Raw genomic sequence first — 15,698 nt, forward strand, 5'->3', positions numbered from 1 at the left:
AGTTTTTGGACAAGATTCAAAGACCCCTCAATCTCAAGAACACTCAAGCGAAAAACTACACCCCCGTAACCGAAACACTAGTAGCACTTCCAGATATACGCCCCTTTGCTCCTAGCAACCGCAGGCAAATAGCGAGGAAGAGCAGATCGAGGAAGGCACTTCAGGAATTATGTTCATAACTTATTTAATTGTCGCTACTACCATCGCCACACTCATACTTTCCGCCAAAATGGCAGAAAAAACTGAACGAACAAAACAGTTTTCAATCATTTTAGCCCAGATTTTTCATGGGGTGGGTTTGGTGGTGGTGGGTTGGGGTGGTGTGTTTGTGGGGTTGGTTGGTTCACCTTCGCCCTTTGATTCGTGGTTTTTAGGGCAAGGTGTGCGTCCATAAAGTTGTGTGGGGTTTGGGGGTTGGGGTGTGCCTGCAGTGTGGCTGCCAGATCGCGTGTGTGGGCCTAGGGGTGTTAGGGTTTTCGTTTCTTCCAGCGTGGCTGTAGAAGGCTCTGGGTGTAGCCAATAAGCGTGACCAGTGTGTGGGTGTGGGGGTTGTGCTGGTCAAGCTGGAGGATGATGCGTCTGCTGCTTGTGGTGATTTTTGATGCAACCGCAACAAACCTTACACGGATAGTCTTCGGCACCCATGTCCACCAAGGCTTGCTTGTTTCTTGGTGTGAATGATCCTTGTGGTGGCAGGCGTCGATGAGTTTCGTCCAGGTAAGAAGTTGGTGGGATAGTGCAACGATCAAACACCAGATTTGGTTCGCCCCGAATTGTTTAAACGGCAGTTTACTAAGGCCTTGGTCTTTGGTGTCTTTGATGTGTTGTTCACATAAAGACCGATTACGGTAGCAGTAGTCAATGTGTTGAATATTCCCAATAAGGTTCGTTACGCACAGTTGGGCGCGAACACCATGTTGGTTGAAAAGACTGTGTTGGCACCCTGGGTGGGGTGGTTCGATTCGTGCGATAACACGCATATCCTCGGGGTAGTCAGCTAGAAGATTCACCAAAGGTTGGTGCTCATCTATATTTGCGGTGCGCAGTAGTCCGGTGATGTCTTCAAGGAAATGGTTCTCATCACAAACCAGATCCCCTGAAGCACGCACAATCGGCACCCGAGTATCCCACCGATCACAGTCTTTGCCTGTGTGAGCACTGGTTCCCAAGTGTTGTGTATCAGCGTTGGTTGTTTGTTGGGATTGAAGGTGATGGTCAAGGGTGATGCGCGCTGTCGGCGGGGCGGAATAACCCAGAACATACCCAAGGTTGTGATCGTTGAGGAAACTGATGAATTTCTTTGTCCCACCAGCACTGTCAGCACGGATGACTAATCGTTTGCCCCAGGGTTGACCATCACTGTGATCAGGCAGGGTGGCAAGAATCTCGTCAACAAGCTGGCAGTGATCACGAATTGTGTTTGCCCCGGCATTTCCTGGTCGAAGCAGGCAGTTAAGAAACTCCCCACCAGGCAGACCGATGCTGGTGTAATCAATAAAGGCACATAACGGGTGGAAACCAAAGCCTTTCTTATAGGTAGGCGTCGCGTTTTCCTTATCGGAATGTGCGGTAATCAACGTGGCATCAATATCGATAACCAGTGGTTGTTCAACTGTTGCCACCCGATGCGGAGCGTGATCACCTAACAAATCCCACACCCTAGTGCGAGCTTGTTTCGCTGCGTGGATAAACCCTTCTCGCACATGCTCGCTGGTATCTGCATATTCTGTGATCCGCCGCCATGCGGTTGTCACTGACGGTAACGATTTTGATGCTAACGCGGTTGAAACAGAAGAAAGCAAGGTGATGTCGTGGACATCATCCCCACCAGCAATCAACGATAAAGCCAGATTCACCCACACATCCCCTAACGTGTGCGTGAGCCCAGAACGCGGCAAAGCGGAATCAAGGCAGTCACTTATTCCCACCAATTCGGCTACGTGAGCAAACGGTAACACCCCCGCACCGGATACAAGATGAGAACAGCTAGCAACCCGTGGAATGTATGTGGTAGTCTTCACCTTGAAAGTGTTTCTTTCTGCCTAGATTATTGACTTCAAAACATCTCTATTCTAGCAGGTCAAGAAGCACTTTCTTTACTTTTTGCTCACCTTTTCACCCCACACCCATGAAAAATCCGGGTTAGGTGCATTGGCGGCTGCCGTTTGTGCCATTACGCTTTTAATTACCTGGCAACAATCTTCGACAAGCAATCTCATTGAGGCTATCATCGCCTTAATCATTCTTTTTGCCCTGCTACCAATCGTATGGAAACTCTCGTTCACAATTCAAAAACAAAGGGAAGAAAAAAGAAAATAACCTCTATCCCCGCCAGTGACAGTTCCGGCGATCGTACAATGTGGCGGGCTCTTCGATTTCGGATTGTTAGTGTCACTCATCCTCTACTCGCTTAACCTCACCGCACTGAATCCCCTAAGAAACCTGAGTTAGCGAGCCACGTCCGCTTTCAAAAAACCAGAACTTGGCGGGCATAAAGATGGCCCCAACGATTCGTTGGGGCCAGAGCCTCTTTGCCTTTCGGCTTGATGCACATGCCAATCTACACCATCATGTACATTCAGTCGAGATTCTCAGAGCTACTTTTCGCTCACGCTCTCCGCTTCAAGGTATTCACATCCAAGCAAAGCAACAAGTAGTGTGCGCTGGCCTTAAGCCTTCTTATGCTGCGCTGCGAGCGCGAGGAAACGATCCACGTAGTCTTGAACAAACGCAACGGTCTTTTCCGGCTGGAGCTTATCATCGCTGCCAATCAACGTATCCGACTGGCCCAAAAACACCTCCGGCTGCCCCACAGTAGGCATATCAAAATAGCTCAACGCCAAACGCAAATTCTTCTGCGAAGAATACCCACCCATGCGGCCAACCGAATGCGAAATAATACCCACCGGCTTATTCTTCCACGCCACATCACTATTCGGCTTCGACCCAACATCCACCGCATTCTTCACACACGCCGGAATCGTCCGGTTATTCTCACTCGTCACAAACAACACACCATCGCATGCCTTAATCGTCTCACGAAACTGCGTGTACTCCTTTGGCGTAGGCTTATCTGCCACCGCAGGATCATCATAATCAAAGTCATACAACGGCAAATCCCGAATCTCCACAATGGAAGCCTCAACACCCGGCGAAGACTCACACATCTCACGAGCATGCACAGCAATCTTGCGAGCAATACTTCCACGGCGCAAACTGCCGACAATAATAGCGATTTTCATCGTCATCCTTTCACAAACATCAAAATCCACAAGCACGTGTGCTCACGGAACTTAAAAATCCCAATCCTCATCACTGGTATCAACAGCCTTTCCAATGATGTAGGACGAACCAGAACCAGAGAAGAAATCATGATTCTCCTCCGCACCGGGGGCAAGAGCAGCCAAAATCTCCGGATTCACCTCACAGGACTCCGGCGCAAACAACGCCGGGTAGCCAAGATTCATCAACGCCTTATTGGCGTTATAGCGGACAAAAACCGCCACATCATCCATCAACCCCAACGGCTCATACAACTCACCGGAATACTCCAACTCCAGGTCATAAAGCTCATGGGTCAAACCAAAAGTGAAATCCTTGATCTCCTCCCGGCGCGCCGCATCCGCCTTATCCACACCGCGCTGGAATTTATAGCCGGAGTAGTAACCATGCACAGCCTTATCCCGCAAAATCAGCCGGATCATATCGGCCGTATTTGTTAGACGGGCATGCACAGAAAAGTGCAACGGCAAATAAAACCCCGCATACAGCAACAGCGAACTCAACAACGTGGAGGCCACTTTGCGTTTCAGCGGATCATCACCGTAGTAATGCACCAACACCTTCTTTGCACGCTGCTGCAAAATCGGGTTGTTGATCGCCCACGCATAGGCATCATCGATCTGGGGTGTGGTTGCCAGAGTGGAAAAAACCGACGAATAGCTGCGGGCGTGCACTGCCTGCATGAACGCAATGTTGGTGTACACCGCCTCCTCATGCTCCGTTTGGGCATCCTGGATTTGGCTGATCTCACCCACAGTCGCTTGCACTGTATCGAGCAGTGTCAAGCCGGTAAACACCCGCATCGTCAAAGTCTGCTCCTGGTCGCTGAGGGTGCGCCAATCGTTCAGATCATTCGACAGGGGTACTTTTTCCGGCAGCCAAAAATTAGCGGTTAGGCGGTTCCACACCTCAAGATCCTTCTCGTCCTGCAGGCGGTTCCAGTTAATCGGACGGATAGGACTTACTGGGTCGTGGGCAAACCCAGGTGGGGTGTGGGATGCGGTTAATAAAGAATCAGCAGTGCTCATAAAAACGAAATCGTCTCCTTTGACAAATAGTGTGAAAATGCTGGTGCACGGTGTTTTACAAGGCGCAGGAAACGCAACCTTCAATCTGAGTGCCCTCCAACGCTGGTTGGCGAAGGCGCACATAATACAAAGTCTTAATGCCCTTCTTCCAGGCATAAATTTGGGCGCGGTTAATATCGCGCGTCGTGGCCTCATCGGTAAAGAACAAGGTCAGCGATAATCCCTGATCCACATGCGGGGTGGCTGCAGCATAGGTGTCAATGATTTTCTCGTAGCCCAGCTCATAGGCATCAGCGAAAAACTCACGATTCTCATCACTCAAATGCGGGGCCGCATAATACACTCGGCCCAACTTGCCTTCCTTACGGATCTCAATCTGCGCGGCAATCGGATGAATCGAACTCGTGGAATGATTCACATAAGAAATCGAGCCCGTCGGCGGAATCGCCTGCAAATAGGCGTTGTACATTCCATACGTGGCCACATCCTGTTTCAGCTGCGCCCAGTCGGCGACGGTTGGCAGTGTGTGGGCGTCGAAAAGCTCTCGCACCCGCGCAGTTTTCGGCAGCAAGCTGCGGGAAAGGTAGTAGTCGAAGTACTCGCCGCTGGCGTAGCGCGACTGCTCAAAACCTGAGAAAGTCTCCTCCCTCTCTTTAGCCAGCGCACAGCTTGCCCGCACACTGTGATACGCCATGAGCATGAAATAAATATCGGTAAAATCGAGCGCCTCTTCACTGCCATAATGAATCTTCTGGCTGGCCAAGTAGCCGTGCAAATTCATCTGCCCCAGCCCAATCGCATGGGAAGAATAATTGCCGCGTGCCACCGACGGGGCGGCCTGGATATTCGACGTGTCAGACACAGCTGTCAGCGCGCGCACCGCCGTTTCCACCGTGCGTGCAATGTCGGCACTCGCCATCGCCTGGGCAATATTCAGCGAACCCAGATTGCAGGAAATATCCTCACCCACGTGGGAATATGATCCATCCTCAGCGAAAGTTGAGATGGTGTTGCGCTGCAAAATTTCCGAACACAGATTGCTCATGTTAATCCAGCCGGAAAGCTGGTGCGCACGATTGACCGTATCTTCAAAAAGCACATACGGGTAGCCGGACTCGAACTGCAGCTCAGCGAGAGTTTTGAAGAATGCGCGCGCCGAAATTTCCTGCTTGCGGATATTCGGATTCGCGCACAACGTGTCGTACATCGCGCTGATGCCGATATCTGAGAGCGGGATGCCGTATTCTTTCAGCACATCGTAAGGGCTAAACAGCATCATCGGCTTGTTGTCGCGGGCAAGCTCAAACGTTATATCGGGGATCACCACGCCCAGCGCAAGGGTTTTGATGCGGAACTTCTCGTCCGCATTTTCCCGCTTCGTGTCCAAAAAGCGCAGGATATCGGGGTGATGGGCGTGCAGATACACCGCGCCCGCACCTTGGCGCGCGCCGAGCTGGTTGGCATAAGAGAAGATGTCTTCAAAAATCTTCATCACCGGCACCACACCGGATGCCTGGTTTTCGATGTTTTTAATGGGTGCGCCCAGCTCGCGCAGGTTTGTCAGCAGTATCGCTACTCCCCCGCCGCGCTTGGACAGCTGCAGCGCATTCGCCGCCCCCTGGGCGATGGATTCGAGATTATCTTCCAACCGCTGCAGGAAGCAGGATACGAACTCGCCGCGCTGTGCTTTGCCGGCATTGAGAAACGTCGGGGTTGCGGGTTGGAAGCGGGCGCTGAGCATCTCATCGACGAGTTCGCGGGCGAAATCTTCATTGCCACCTGCGAGTGCAAGGGCTGTTGCCACGACGCGGTCGGGGAAGGTTTCCAGATAGCGGGTTCCATCAAAGCTTTTTAAGGCGTAGGAGGTGAAGAATTTCATTGCGCCGACGAAGCTGCGAAATTCATGCCCCACGCTGTGGGCATGGGCGTAAATGCTTTCTAAAAACTCATCGCTGTAACTGTCAAAAACGCCGCGTTCGTAGTAGTTGTTGCTGATGAGCCATTGCAGCCGGGCAAGCGGGTTGGGAAAATTGATCAGTTTCGGCGTTACTTCATCGTCCAGATACGCCAGCATCGCTTCGTGGTCTTTATCAAGCTGCAGCGTCCCTTCCGGGGAGTAGAGGTTGAGCTGCGAGTTGAGTGCGTGGTAGCGTTTGCGCTCACCGATCCCTGCTGCTTTCTCTTCGCGTGTCGACGTCGCCACCGGCGTGTCCTGATCAGCAGCGGCAGGTGAAATGAGGGTCATAAACTTCTACTAGCCTTTCGTCCAAGGTGTGCATTGTTGGCACACTGGTAAAAATCACAACGAGACAACCACCTCCCCCCTTTTTTGCCCCTTCGTGCAGGTCTTTTTAACACTGGGGATATAAGGGGGAAGGGGGATGCTTTTTATGCACCGTGATCGGTGCAAATAGGGGAAAACTTACATAATGGTGGCAAAGAACTTTTCTAAACCTGTGCGCACCACATCCACATCGCGCTGCGTTCCTAAAAGTTCAAACTTGTACAGTTCAGGAACACCGCATTTGTGTGCGATCATCGGGCCTGCGGTGCAATAGGCCTCACCAAAATTGGTGTTTCCGGAGGTAATGACACCGCGCAACAACGCCCGATTTTCCGGCACGTTTAAAAATGCACGCACCTGTTTCGGGATAGCCGCCTTAGGGTTACCGCCCCCATAGGTGGGAACGATGAGCACATAGGGCTGATTCACATACAACATCCCCTCCTGGCTGGGGCGAAGTGGGATACGAATGGCGGGAAATCCGAGTTTGTCCACGAATCGTTTGGTGTTTTCACTCACGGAGGAGAAAAAGACCAACGGTGGAGTTTTCTCTTCCGTGCTGTTAGGTAAATCGCGGGCTTTCTGTGGGATGGGCGCCGAATCAGGTTGGTGTTTGGGGTGGCGGTTCGGTAGGCAGTCGGGTGGTTCGGCGGGGGTTGATAGTGGTGCACTTGGGGGTGCAACTGGGGTGGTGATACGAGAAATGGTGACTCACACTCCTTGGGTATCTCGGTGTGAATAGGGGGGGGATTTAAAAAAGAGAAAGAATTGGAGAATTGTCGGCTGCCGTAGCGGGCTACGGTAGCCGAAGAAAAGGGGGGTTTCTATCAAAGAAATAAGAATTAGCAGACCCAGTTTTATTGTCTTGAACTGGGTTTATATCCATTGCGGTGTGTCATGAGCACCGGTGCAAAGCCTAGCGTAACACACAACTACGTGCTAACGTAGTTTTTGGTTTCGACCACTCCATACATACACACTTTCTTTCCGAGGTGACGCCCAGAAAATGACCACCACTGTTACATCCCACACACCCACCCCCGAGGACATCCGCGCAACCTTGCATGCTGCGGGGGCTGACATCGACGCCATCGAAGATTTCGTTGTCGAATGGGCATCCATCACCACCCCCGCCCGCATCGAAGTGATCTCCCCCGACGATGAACAGCGCCTCATCGACGAAGCACTCGCCTGCGGCGAGCTTCTTCCCGTGGGTAAGGGCCGCTATCTTGCCCGCTCGCATGTGAAAGACACCGCACGTTCTGAGGAACGCACCGTTGTAGCCACCAATAATCCTGCCGATGCTGGTGTGTACAACAACTGGCGCGATGCCGCTGAAACCAAAGCAGCCCAGATTGCAAAAATGACGGGCGCATCCAGCGGCAAAACAATGTACGTTCTGCCCTACCTCATGGCGGAAGTCGGTTCCCCACTGGAGCGTTTCGCCGCCGGTGTGGAGCTTACCGACGACCGACTCGTGGTGCTGCAGATGCTCCGCATGGCACGCGTGGGCATTGCTTTGTTCAAGCAGCTCAAAGACCCTAGCTTCTTTGTCAAGGGTGTGCATGTCACCGGCGATTTGGATGCGATGGGTCATGGCACCGACAAGGATCAGCGCCTGTTTGCCACCATCGCTGATGAGCGCATGATTGTGCACTTCGGCTCCGCCTACGGCGGCAATGCGCTCTTGGGCAAGATTGCCCACGCGCTACGCCTCGCTGCCTACGATGGCTTTGCTTCAGGGGAATTTTTGGCTGAGCAGTTCTTGCTGCTGGCCATTGTGGATAAGCACACCGGTGAGCGCTTCACCGTCTGTGGCGGTTTCCCTTCCGCTTCCGGTAAGACAAACCTCGCCATGACTAAGGCTCCGATTGCTTTGGACGACCGCTACAGTGTGGAATTTTATGGTGACGATATCGCCTGGCTGTGGCCTGGTGAGGACGGCCGCCTGTATGGCATGAATCCGGAGTTCGGTGTGTTTGGTGTGGCCAAGGATACCAACGAGAAAACCAACCCTGAGGCTATTGCTTCCATTGAGGAAGGTTCTGGGGCGATTTTCACCAACGTTGCCTATAACGAGGATCTGCAGGAAGTGTGGTGGGAAGGAAAAACCCCTACCCCACCGGCTGATATTACTGGCTGGCGTGACTGGACTGGTGCGTTGATTTCCGAGCGCAGTGATGAGGAGAAGGATTTGCCGTGGGCGCATCCGAATTCCCGTTTCACCACCACCATGGCTAATGTGCGCAATGTTGCCGCGGACTATAGCGATCCGAAGGGTGTGGCTATTGATGCGGTGATTTTCGGTGGACGTACTCGTGACCGCGAGCCGTTGATTCGCGCATTGGCAGACATTCCTGCCGGTGTGTATGACGGTTTGACCTTGGGTGCGGAAGCAACGTTTGCCGCTGAGGGTTTGGATGGGCAGTTGCGCTACGATCCGATGTCGATGCGCCCGTTCATGTCTTATCCTGAGGGTGCGTATGCCGCCCAGTGGTTGAAGGTGGTGGGTGCGTGTGCAAAGCCACCGGTGTTTGCCCATGTGAACTGGTTCCAGCGCGATGCGAACACGGGAGAGTATTTGTGGCCTGGTTACCGCGATAATTTGCGTGCCCTTTTGTGGCTGAAGGATTTCATCCAGGGCAAGGCTGAGGGTACGCCTACTGCTATTGGTGTGCTTCCAAAGCCTGAGGAGCTCAACTGCGAGGGCTTGGATCTTCCGCAGGAGAATTTAGAGGCGCTTTTGACAGTTGATGAGAAGCGTTGGCGTGAAGAATTGAAGAATCGTCGCACGCACTTGGAGCAGTTTGAGAATCTGCCTGTTGAGATTTGGCAGGCTCATGAGGCGATGGAAAGCCAGTTCTTGTAAGAACGTACGCATTCTTAGGCGCAAGGCACTGTCTGAAAAAAGTGTCGTGTGTCTGTGCCACTAGTATGTCTCGATTTTTGATGGGAAGGAGGTGATTGATGGTCGCTGCCACCTCGTGTTCTTTTCTAGCGTGAAGAGCACTGAGGATCGTGTTTCCACATTTTTGCTTAACAGCACATTCAGCACCTATCTGTTTCCAACTGTCCGCATGATGCTGGGGAAATTTCTGTGGTGGTGGTTTTCTAGTCCTTTTCCACCCCCACTCATACTCCCTTCCCCGTGCATTGGATGTGGCTTGGGGAGGTTTCAGTTTAGGTGCTGTTTGTGTGTTTTCACCCATACGGATTGTAGTGCTGTGTGCCCGAGCAAAATAGGTTCTTGTGTGCCTTGAACGCGTAGTTGTTTGGCTTCAGCGAAAGGCCCGGCAGTAGCTACCTCAACGGTGGCACCGACGACGATACCGGTGGAGTGGAAGTATTGGAGCAGTTCGGGGTCGGCATCATTGATGCGTTCGATCACTGCAGGAGTGTTGGGGGGAAGTTCTGTGAGCACGCAAAGATCGGTGGCACTGATCCCTTGAGGGAAGTGTCCGTCTTTGGTGGGGATGGGGTCACCGTGGGGGTCGCGGGTGGGATAGCCGAGGTATTTGTCGATTTGGTCAACCATGAAATCGCTGACTGCGTGTTCGAGGTGTTCGGCTTCTTCGTGTACTTGGTCCCAGCGGTAGTCGAGGACTTCAACGAGGAAGCTTTCAAGTAGCCGGTGTCGCCGAACCATGGCCAAAGCATAGCTCAGCCCTTTTTCGGTGAGTGTGATTGCACCGTAAGGCGTGTGGTCGACCAGGCCAAGGCCTGCGAGTCGACGCACAGCATCGGAGGCGCTTGATAGCCGCACCCCTACTTGATCAGCCAGTACTTTTGCAGTGACTGGTTTTTCGTTCCATTCACTCAGCGTGAACAAAGCCTTCACATAATCTTGGTTGGCTTGGGAGAGTGCGGAAACATCGATATGCATTTGCCCTATTTTAGCAGCACCATTTCGGCGACAACCGCGCGTAAAACTAAGCGCGAATCCACTGCACTGGCGTACTGTTTACTCCCCTGAGCCACAGACACTTCATATGCTTCATCCCCTCCACGTTGTTTATAGCCTCAGCATAACCTAACGCCGATTCGAGGTAACTATTAATTAAAAACGTGGAGGGGATGGAGCAGTGCCACCCTAGCAAAGACTCAATAGAGCCCTACTTGTCGTCGTCGGTAGACAGTGCCGCAACGAAGGCTTCCTGCGGCACGGAGACAGAGCCGAGTGCCTTCATGCGCTTCTTGCCTTCCTTCTGCTTTTCCAGAAGCTTGCGCTTACGCGAAATATCGCCGCCGTAACACTTCGCGGTCACGTCCTTACGCATCGCGCGAATATTCTCACGAGCAATCACCTTCGAACCAATCGCAGCCTGGATCGGCACCTCAAACTGCTGGCGAGGAATCAGCTCCTTGAGCTTCTTCGTCATCTTATTGCCATACCACTGGGCCGAATCGCGGTGCACAATCGCCGAAAACGCATCCACAGGATCACCATTAAGCAGAATATCCACCTTCACCAGGTTCGCCTCCTGCTCACCAGCATCCTCATAGTTGAGGGAGGCATAGCCCTTGGTGCGCGACTTCAACGAATCGAAGAAGTCAAAAATGATCTCACCCAACGGCATCGTGTAGCGCAACTCCACACGATCCTCAGACAAGTAATCCATGCCGCCCATGATGCCGCGCTTCGACTGGCACAACTCCATCGTGGTGCCCACAAAATCGCTCGGCACAATAATGGTGGTCTTCACCACCGGCTCCCACACCTCACGCAACTTACCGCCAGGCCAGTCGGAAGGATTATGCACATGAATTTCCTCCCCGCCCTCAGTAACCACGCGGTACGACACCGACGGTGCGGTCGAAATCAGGTCAAGGCCGAACTCGCGCTCAAGACGGTCGCGGGTAATCTCCATGTGCAGAAGACCCAAGAAGCCACAGCGGAAACCAAAGCCCAAGGCCACAGACGTTTCCGGCTCCCACGAGAGGGAGGCGTCGTTAAGCTGCAGCTTTTCTAAGGCCTCACGCAAATCAGGGAAATCCGCCTGGGAAATCGGGAACAAGCCCGAATACACCATCGGCTTCGGCTCAGCATAACCCTTCAACGGATCAGTAGCACCGTGCTGTGCCCAAGTGACAGTATCGCCCACCTTCGACTGGCGCACATCCTTCACACCCGTGATCAAATAGCCCACCTCACCAGGGCCTAGGCCCTCGCACTTCTTCGGAGTGGGTGAGACAATGCCGATCTCCAGCAACTCGTGCACAGCACCAGTCGACATCATCTTGATCTTCTGGCGTGGGGTGAGCTTGCCATCGATCATACGAATATAGGTCACCACGCCACGGTAGGTGTCGTAAACCGAGTCGAAAATCATGGCACGGGCAGGCGCATCAGCAGGCGCATCCGTGGTGGGGGCAGGAATTAACTCCGCCACCTTATCCAGCAACAGCTCCACACCCTCACCGGTCTTGCCTGATACGCGCAGCACATCTTCCGGCTCACAGCCAAGAATATTTGCGATTTCCAGCGAATACTTCTCCGGATCAGCAGCAGGCAAGTCAATTTTGTTCAGCACCGGAATGATCTCCAGATCATTTTCCATCGCCAGGTACAGGTTGGCCAGTGTCTGCGCTTCGATGCCCTGGGCGGCGTCGACAAGCAAAATTGCACCTTCGCACGCCTCAAGCGCGCGGGACACCTCGTACGTGAAGTCCACGTGACCGGGCGTATCAATCATCTGCATCACAATTTCCTCACCCGCGTGCGGGCCGGTGCGAGGAACCCACGGCAGACGCACGTTTTGGGCTTTAATGGTGATGCCGCGTTCGCGCTCAATGTCCATGTTGTCCAAGTACTGATCGCGCATGTCACGCGCATCTACCACGTTCGAAAATTGCAAAATGCGGTCGGCAAGAGTCGATTTTCCGTGGTCAATGTGCGCGATGATGCAGAAGTTTCGGATCTTGGATAGATCCGTAAACGTCTTCTCCGCGAAATTCTTGGCCATTCATATCCCTTTCGTGAACGTTAATCCCCTCAACATTACCCCATTTCTCCCCGATCACTTTAGCCGGGAATTTCAGGTGCACTCGCGCAGGTAGCAGCAAAGTTTTCTTTCCAAACTTGCTCCCAGACACGCGAAGTTTATTAAGGTTGGTTTCATGAACACCTCACGCACACCCCGTCGCGGTCTGTTTCGTCGACTGCGTTCGGCACTCAGACGCGATGAGGTGCGCACGCTTGACGACGGCCTGATCACGCTCTCCGCACGCCTCGGGTTGCATGACGCTGATGAAGTGGCACAGAAAAAAACCCTCGCCGCCGACTTTCAAGTCATCGACACCGACTCCTGCCCACGCAGTATCTTCTACGCCCCCAACATGGACGGGCAAGTCGACCCCGGCGAAGTAGTGTTCCTTTTCGTGCCCGGCGAAACCCCCGCCGATGAACCCATCGAACGCGCCATCGTTGTGGTAGCCCGCAGCGGTGACCAAGTCGCGGGCCTGCTCACCTCCCCCAACCCCGAGCATGCGAGTAAAGAAACCTGGATCGATATCGGCGCTGGCCCGTGGGATCCCGCTGGGCGGCAATCATGGGCGTGCTTAGACAAAGTGATTCGCGTTCCCGAACTCGCTATTCGACGCCAAGGTGCGGTAATCCCGCAACGGCGCTTTAGCCGGATTGCCAACAAGCTTCGCTCCGAATACGGCTGGGCCTAAGCACGCCGCCTCGTTCCTCACCCTGGTATACATCAAAGCTTCAGGGGCTTGTGCGAAGGGTGTTGCAAGTTTTTTCTGAGACTGTGCTTGATTTGGGACAGTTTGGGCTGCTAAGCTTTTTCCTCGTTGTCCAATGCAACAACACTCATTACAGGTGGCATCAGCCACATGGCGGTCAGGACCTTGGGATCGTTTTCTAAAGTCTGATGCTAGTAGCGGCCTAGAGTGAATCTTTTCTACAAGATCCAAGAGGTATTTGAAAATGGCAAACATCAAGTCCCAGAAGAAGCGCATCCTCACCAACGAGAAGCGTCGTCAGCGTAACCAGGCTGTTCGTTCCGCAGTTCGTACCGAGATCCGCAAGTTCCGTGCACTGGTCGCCGCTGGCGACAAGGCTGGCGCTGAGGTTCAGCTGCGTGCTGCTTCCCGCGCTCTGGACAAGTCTGTCACCAAGGGTGTCTTCCACCGCAACAACGCGGCTAACAAGAAGTCCCGCATGGCTGCAGCCCTGAACAAGATGGCTTAATCTTTTTCAATCAAAAATCTCGCCGTGGAGAAAATTCTTCTCCCCGGCGAGATTTTTTATATACCCCCCAGTGAGTTTTCTGCGTATAAAACGTTGGCCAGTGGTTTTAGGGGCGTGGCGGGTGGAATCTCAAGCCCAAGCACCCGAGGAACGAGGTGGTGTGTTCAGAGTGGTGAAAATCGCGTTGGTCTTCAACACCTGCGTGCTTGTGTGTTGAGTATTGCTTTAAGTTTCGATCACGATCTATTCACAAGATCACAGTCGCACGTTGTGCGCTTTAAAGATCCTTTAGGATGTCCGCATTCTCATTGTCTCTGTAGTGGAAAACTAGGTCTACCTTCGCAGCGTGCAGCGTGGTGTGCGTAACTTTCAGTCTCACATTCCTTTGGCTCAGAAGTCGGATTGTCACTCACGCGCGTGACGTTGAGCGTATCTCATCTGTGTTTGCGTGTGCATTGGTAGCGCTGTTCTTGGTAGGGGGCAAGGCGGCTTTGCTGTGTATAAGAGAAATATTAATTCGACATAGAGCAAGTGCTACCCATAAAACCGCAGGTCAATTTTTCTTGTGTTTGCTGAAAGTCGAATCAGTATTTTTGAATCAATCTCCACGTATTCATAGGTATGCTGTTCGGTTGTGGTGCGCAGGGCTTTTCCCACCCAATCGCGTCGATCATGCATCAGTGCGCTGTCGGTGCTTGAGCCTTCTTTTCACACTGCATTCTCCTGATCGGAAAACCTCACTGATGAACATTGCCAAATTCTGTATCAGCTATAGGCTAGAAATCGATATGGTGAATAAGCGTCTTAATCATGCGCTTTATCGTTGTCAGTATTCACCGATTTTTTCTACAGTCCCCCATGAAAAATCTGCGCACTGTGATCATCGCAGCAACCACTGTGTGTGCACTTAGCACCAGCTCAGTTGGTGTAGCCACGGCTGCTCCCCCACCACCATCACAGGTTGTTGGTCAGATCCATCCAACACCGAGCGTGGAATACACCCAGCAAGGAAATGACCCACTGTTTATGCTCAAGGCATTTCTGTCCGGCGCCAGCGTTATTGCCCTTGGGGCTGTAGCAGCCATTGATGTGTTAGGGCTGCTGCTCAAGCCAGTCATCGACCACCTTTCTTCCGTGGTTTTCCCCCGTCGCTAAACATTGCGTGTAGTGCATTGGGGTTCATTGAACCAAAAAGTGTCGGGTGTCATAAGGCTATCCCTTTTGACACCCGACACTTTTACTGTTCGTACTCCTAGAAGAAACTTGCCGCCCCATTAACAGCCAACGTGGAACCAGCGATCACGAAAAACGCGCCGGAACCAAGATCAACAAACGGACCTGCTTTCATAAACAGCCGACGCACTGGCGACGTCGATAAGGCAAGCACAATCGCACCAAACCCAAGCAACGTGGTACTCGCAATCGCAGCAATCACCAACGCTGCCACCCCGAAACTTGGGTTCGGTGGCATCAGCGGGGCAATAATTGCCGCAAAATACAGCACCACTTTTGGATTCGACAGATTCGTTGCCACACCTTGGCGGTAACAATGCCCCACCGTGCCTAACAACACATCTAAATCAAGATCAGGGTTGAAACCGTCGCGGAACTGGGCGCGCGCCGATACGATCATCCCGCGACCCATCCACACCAGCCACAAACCACCCACAAGCTGAATCACACCCACCAACGCGGGATAGGCCGTAAGCAGTGCGGCCGCACCAAAAACAGTCAACGACACCCACAACAACAAGCCCGTCGAAATGCCACACACGCTCGCTAAAGCGTGCTTGCGCGAACGGGTTGCAATGCGGGTAAGCAAGAAAATATCGGGACCTGGCGTCATCATGCCCACTAAATTAAGCATGATCAAAGTCCCTAACTGGGCTAAAGGCATCAGAAA

The 15,698-nt window shown here is 52.8% G+C and carries 12 protein-coding genes; 4 read left to right on the top strand and 8 right to left on the bottom strand.

The window, feature by feature from the left end; all coding sequences use genetic code 11:
* Positions 1-467: 467 nt before the first annotated feature.
* The 5 genes from CFELI_RS10105 to nrdI all read right to left on the bottom strand — a co-directional run bounded on the left by CFELI_RS10105 (position 468) and on the right by nrdI (position 7,185).
* A complete protein-coding gene (locus CFELI_RS10105; RefSeq protein ID WP_290258967.1) occupies positions 468-2,021 on the bottom strand; it encodes an IS1380 family transposase in 1,554 nt (517 codons plus the stop codon).
* A 648-nt stretch (positions 2,022-2,669) separates the two neighbouring features.
* Positions 2,670-3,242, bottom strand: coding sequence for an NADPH-dependent FMN reductase (locus tag CFELI_RS10110; RefSeq protein ID WP_425551787.1), 573 nt, complete (start codon positions 3,240-3,242; stop codon positions 2,670-2,672).
* Positions 3,243-3,293: 51 nt separating this feature from the next.
* Positions 3,294-4,310: a class 1b ribonucleoside-diphosphate reductase subunit beta gene (gene nrdF, locus CFELI_RS10115; protein ID WP_277104200.1), complete on the bottom strand. Its 1,017-nt coding sequence runs from the start codon at positions 4,308-4,310 to the stop codon at positions 3,294-3,296.
* A 55-nt stretch (positions 4,311-4,365) separates the two neighbouring features.
* Complete coding sequence (gene nrdE / locus CFELI_RS10120; protein WP_277104199.1) at positions 4,366-6,555, bottom strand: class 1b ribonucleoside-diphosphate reductase subunit alpha; 2,190 nt, start codon at positions 6,553-6,555, stop codon at positions 4,366-4,368.
* A gap of 177 nt (positions 6,556-6,732) precedes the next feature.
* Complete coding sequence (gene nrdI, locus CFELI_RS10125) at positions 6,733-7,185, bottom strand: class Ib ribonucleoside-diphosphate reductase assembly flavoprotein NrdI (RefSeq protein WP_277104202.1); 453 nt, start codon at positions 7,183-7,185, stop codon at positions 6,733-6,735.
* Positions 7,186-7,600: 415 nt separating this feature from the next.
* Between nrdI and CFELI_RS10130 the strand changes: the two genes are divergently transcribed.
* Positions 7,601-9,463, top strand: a complete 1,863-nt coding sequence (locus tag CFELI_RS10130; RefSeq protein WP_277104198.1) for a phosphoenolpyruvate carboxykinase (GTP) — start codon at positions 7,601-7,603, stop codon at positions 9,461-9,463.
* 306 nt (positions 9,464-9,769) lie between these two features.
* On the opposite strand, the gene CFELI_RS10135 is transcribed toward CFELI_RS10130, so the two are convergent.
* Positions 9,770-10,477, bottom strand: coding sequence for a metal-dependent transcriptional regulator (locus tag CFELI_RS10135; protein WP_277104197.1), 708 nt, complete (start codon positions 10,475-10,477; stop codon positions 9,770-9,772).
* 229 nt (positions 10,478-10,706) lie between these two features.
* Positions 10,707-12,557 carry a translation elongation factor 4 gene (gene lepA, locus CFELI_RS10140; RefSeq protein ID WP_277104196.1) on the bottom strand — a complete coding sequence of 617 codons (1,851 nt, stop codon included), beginning with the start codon at positions 12,555-12,557 and terminating at the stop codon, positions 10,707-10,709.
* A 154-nt stretch (positions 12,558-12,711) separates the two neighbouring features.
* Here lepA and CFELI_RS10145 point away from each other — a divergent pair, with 154 nt between their 5' ends.
* From CFELI_RS10145 to CFELI_RS10155, 3 genes are all read left to right on the top strand, one after another.
* Positions 12,712-13,269, top strand: coding sequence for a growth inhibitor PemK (locus CFELI_RS10145; RefSeq protein WP_277104195.1), 558 nt, complete (start codon positions 12,712-12,714; stop codon positions 13,267-13,269).
* A gap of 262 nt (positions 13,270-13,531) precedes the next feature.
* Positions 13,532-13,795: a 30S ribosomal protein S20 gene (gene rpsT / locus CFELI_RS10150; protein ID WP_277104194.1), complete on the top strand. Its 264-nt coding sequence runs from the start codon at positions 13,532-13,534 to the stop codon at positions 13,793-13,795.
* An 858-nt stretch (positions 13,796-14,653) separates the two neighbouring features.
* On the top strand, positions 14,654-14,950 hold the full coding sequence (locus CFELI_RS10155) for a hypothetical protein (RefSeq protein ID WP_277104193.1): 297 nt from the start codon (positions 14,654-14,656) through the stop codon (positions 14,948-14,950).
* A 97-nt stretch (positions 14,951-15,047) separates the two neighbouring features.
* Here the strand turns inward: CFELI_RS10155 and CFELI_RS10160 are convergent, their stop codons facing one another.
* Positions 15,048-15,692: a LysE family translocator gene (locus CFELI_RS10160; RefSeq protein WP_277104192.1), complete on the bottom strand. Its 645-nt coding sequence runs from the start codon at positions 15,690-15,692 to the stop codon at positions 15,048-15,050.
* Positions 15,693-15,698: the final 6 nt, after the last annotated feature.

The organism is Corynebacterium felinum (assembly GCF_030408755.1).
Taxonomy (GTDB): domain Bacteria; phylum Actinomycetota; class Actinomycetes; order Mycobacteriales; family Mycobacteriaceae; genus Corynebacterium; species Corynebacterium felinum.

What these genes read in the sequence shown, in the direction of transcription:
- CFELI_RS10110 (WP_425551787.1), bottom strand. Translation starts at nt 3,242, where the DNA reads ATGAAAATCGCTATTATTGTCGGCAGTTTGCGCCGTGGAAGTATTGCT.
- nrdF (WP_277104200.1), bottom strand. Translation starts at nt 4,310, where the DNA reads ATGAGCACTGCTGATTCTTTATTAACCGCATCCCACACCCCACCTGGG.
- nrdE (WP_277104199.1), bottom strand. Translation starts at nt 6,555, where the DNA reads ATGACCCTCATTTCACCTGCCGCTGCTGATCAGGACACGCCGGTGGCG.
- CFELI_RS10130 (WP_277104198.1), top strand. Translation starts at nt 7,601, where the DNA reads ATGACCACCACTGTTACATCCCACACACCCACCCCCGAGGACATCCGC.
- CFELI_RS10135 (WP_277104197.1), bottom strand. Translation starts at nt 10,477, where the DNA reads ATGCATATCGATGTTTCCGCACTCTCCCAAGCCAACCAAGATTATGTG.
- lepA (WP_277104196.1), bottom strand. Translation starts at nt 12,557, where the DNA reads ATGGCCAAGAATTTCGCGGAGAAGACGTTTACGGATCTATCCAAGATC.
- CFELI_RS10145 (WP_277104195.1), top strand. Translation starts at nt 12,712, where the DNA reads ATGAACACCTCACGCACACCCCGTCGCGGTCTGTTTCGTCGACTGCGT.
- rpsT (WP_277104194.1), top strand. Translation starts at nt 13,532, where the DNA reads ATGGCAAACATCAAGTCCCAGAAGAAGCGCATCCTCACCAACGAGAAG.
- CFELI_RS10155 (WP_277104193.1), top strand. Translation starts at nt 14,654, where the DNA reads ATGAAAAATCTGCGCACTGTGATCATCGCAGCAACCACTGTGTGTGCA.
- CFELI_RS10160 (WP_277104192.1), bottom strand. Translation starts at nt 15,692, where the DNA reads ATGCCTTTAGCCCAGTTAGGGACTTTGATCATGCTTAATTTAGTGGGC.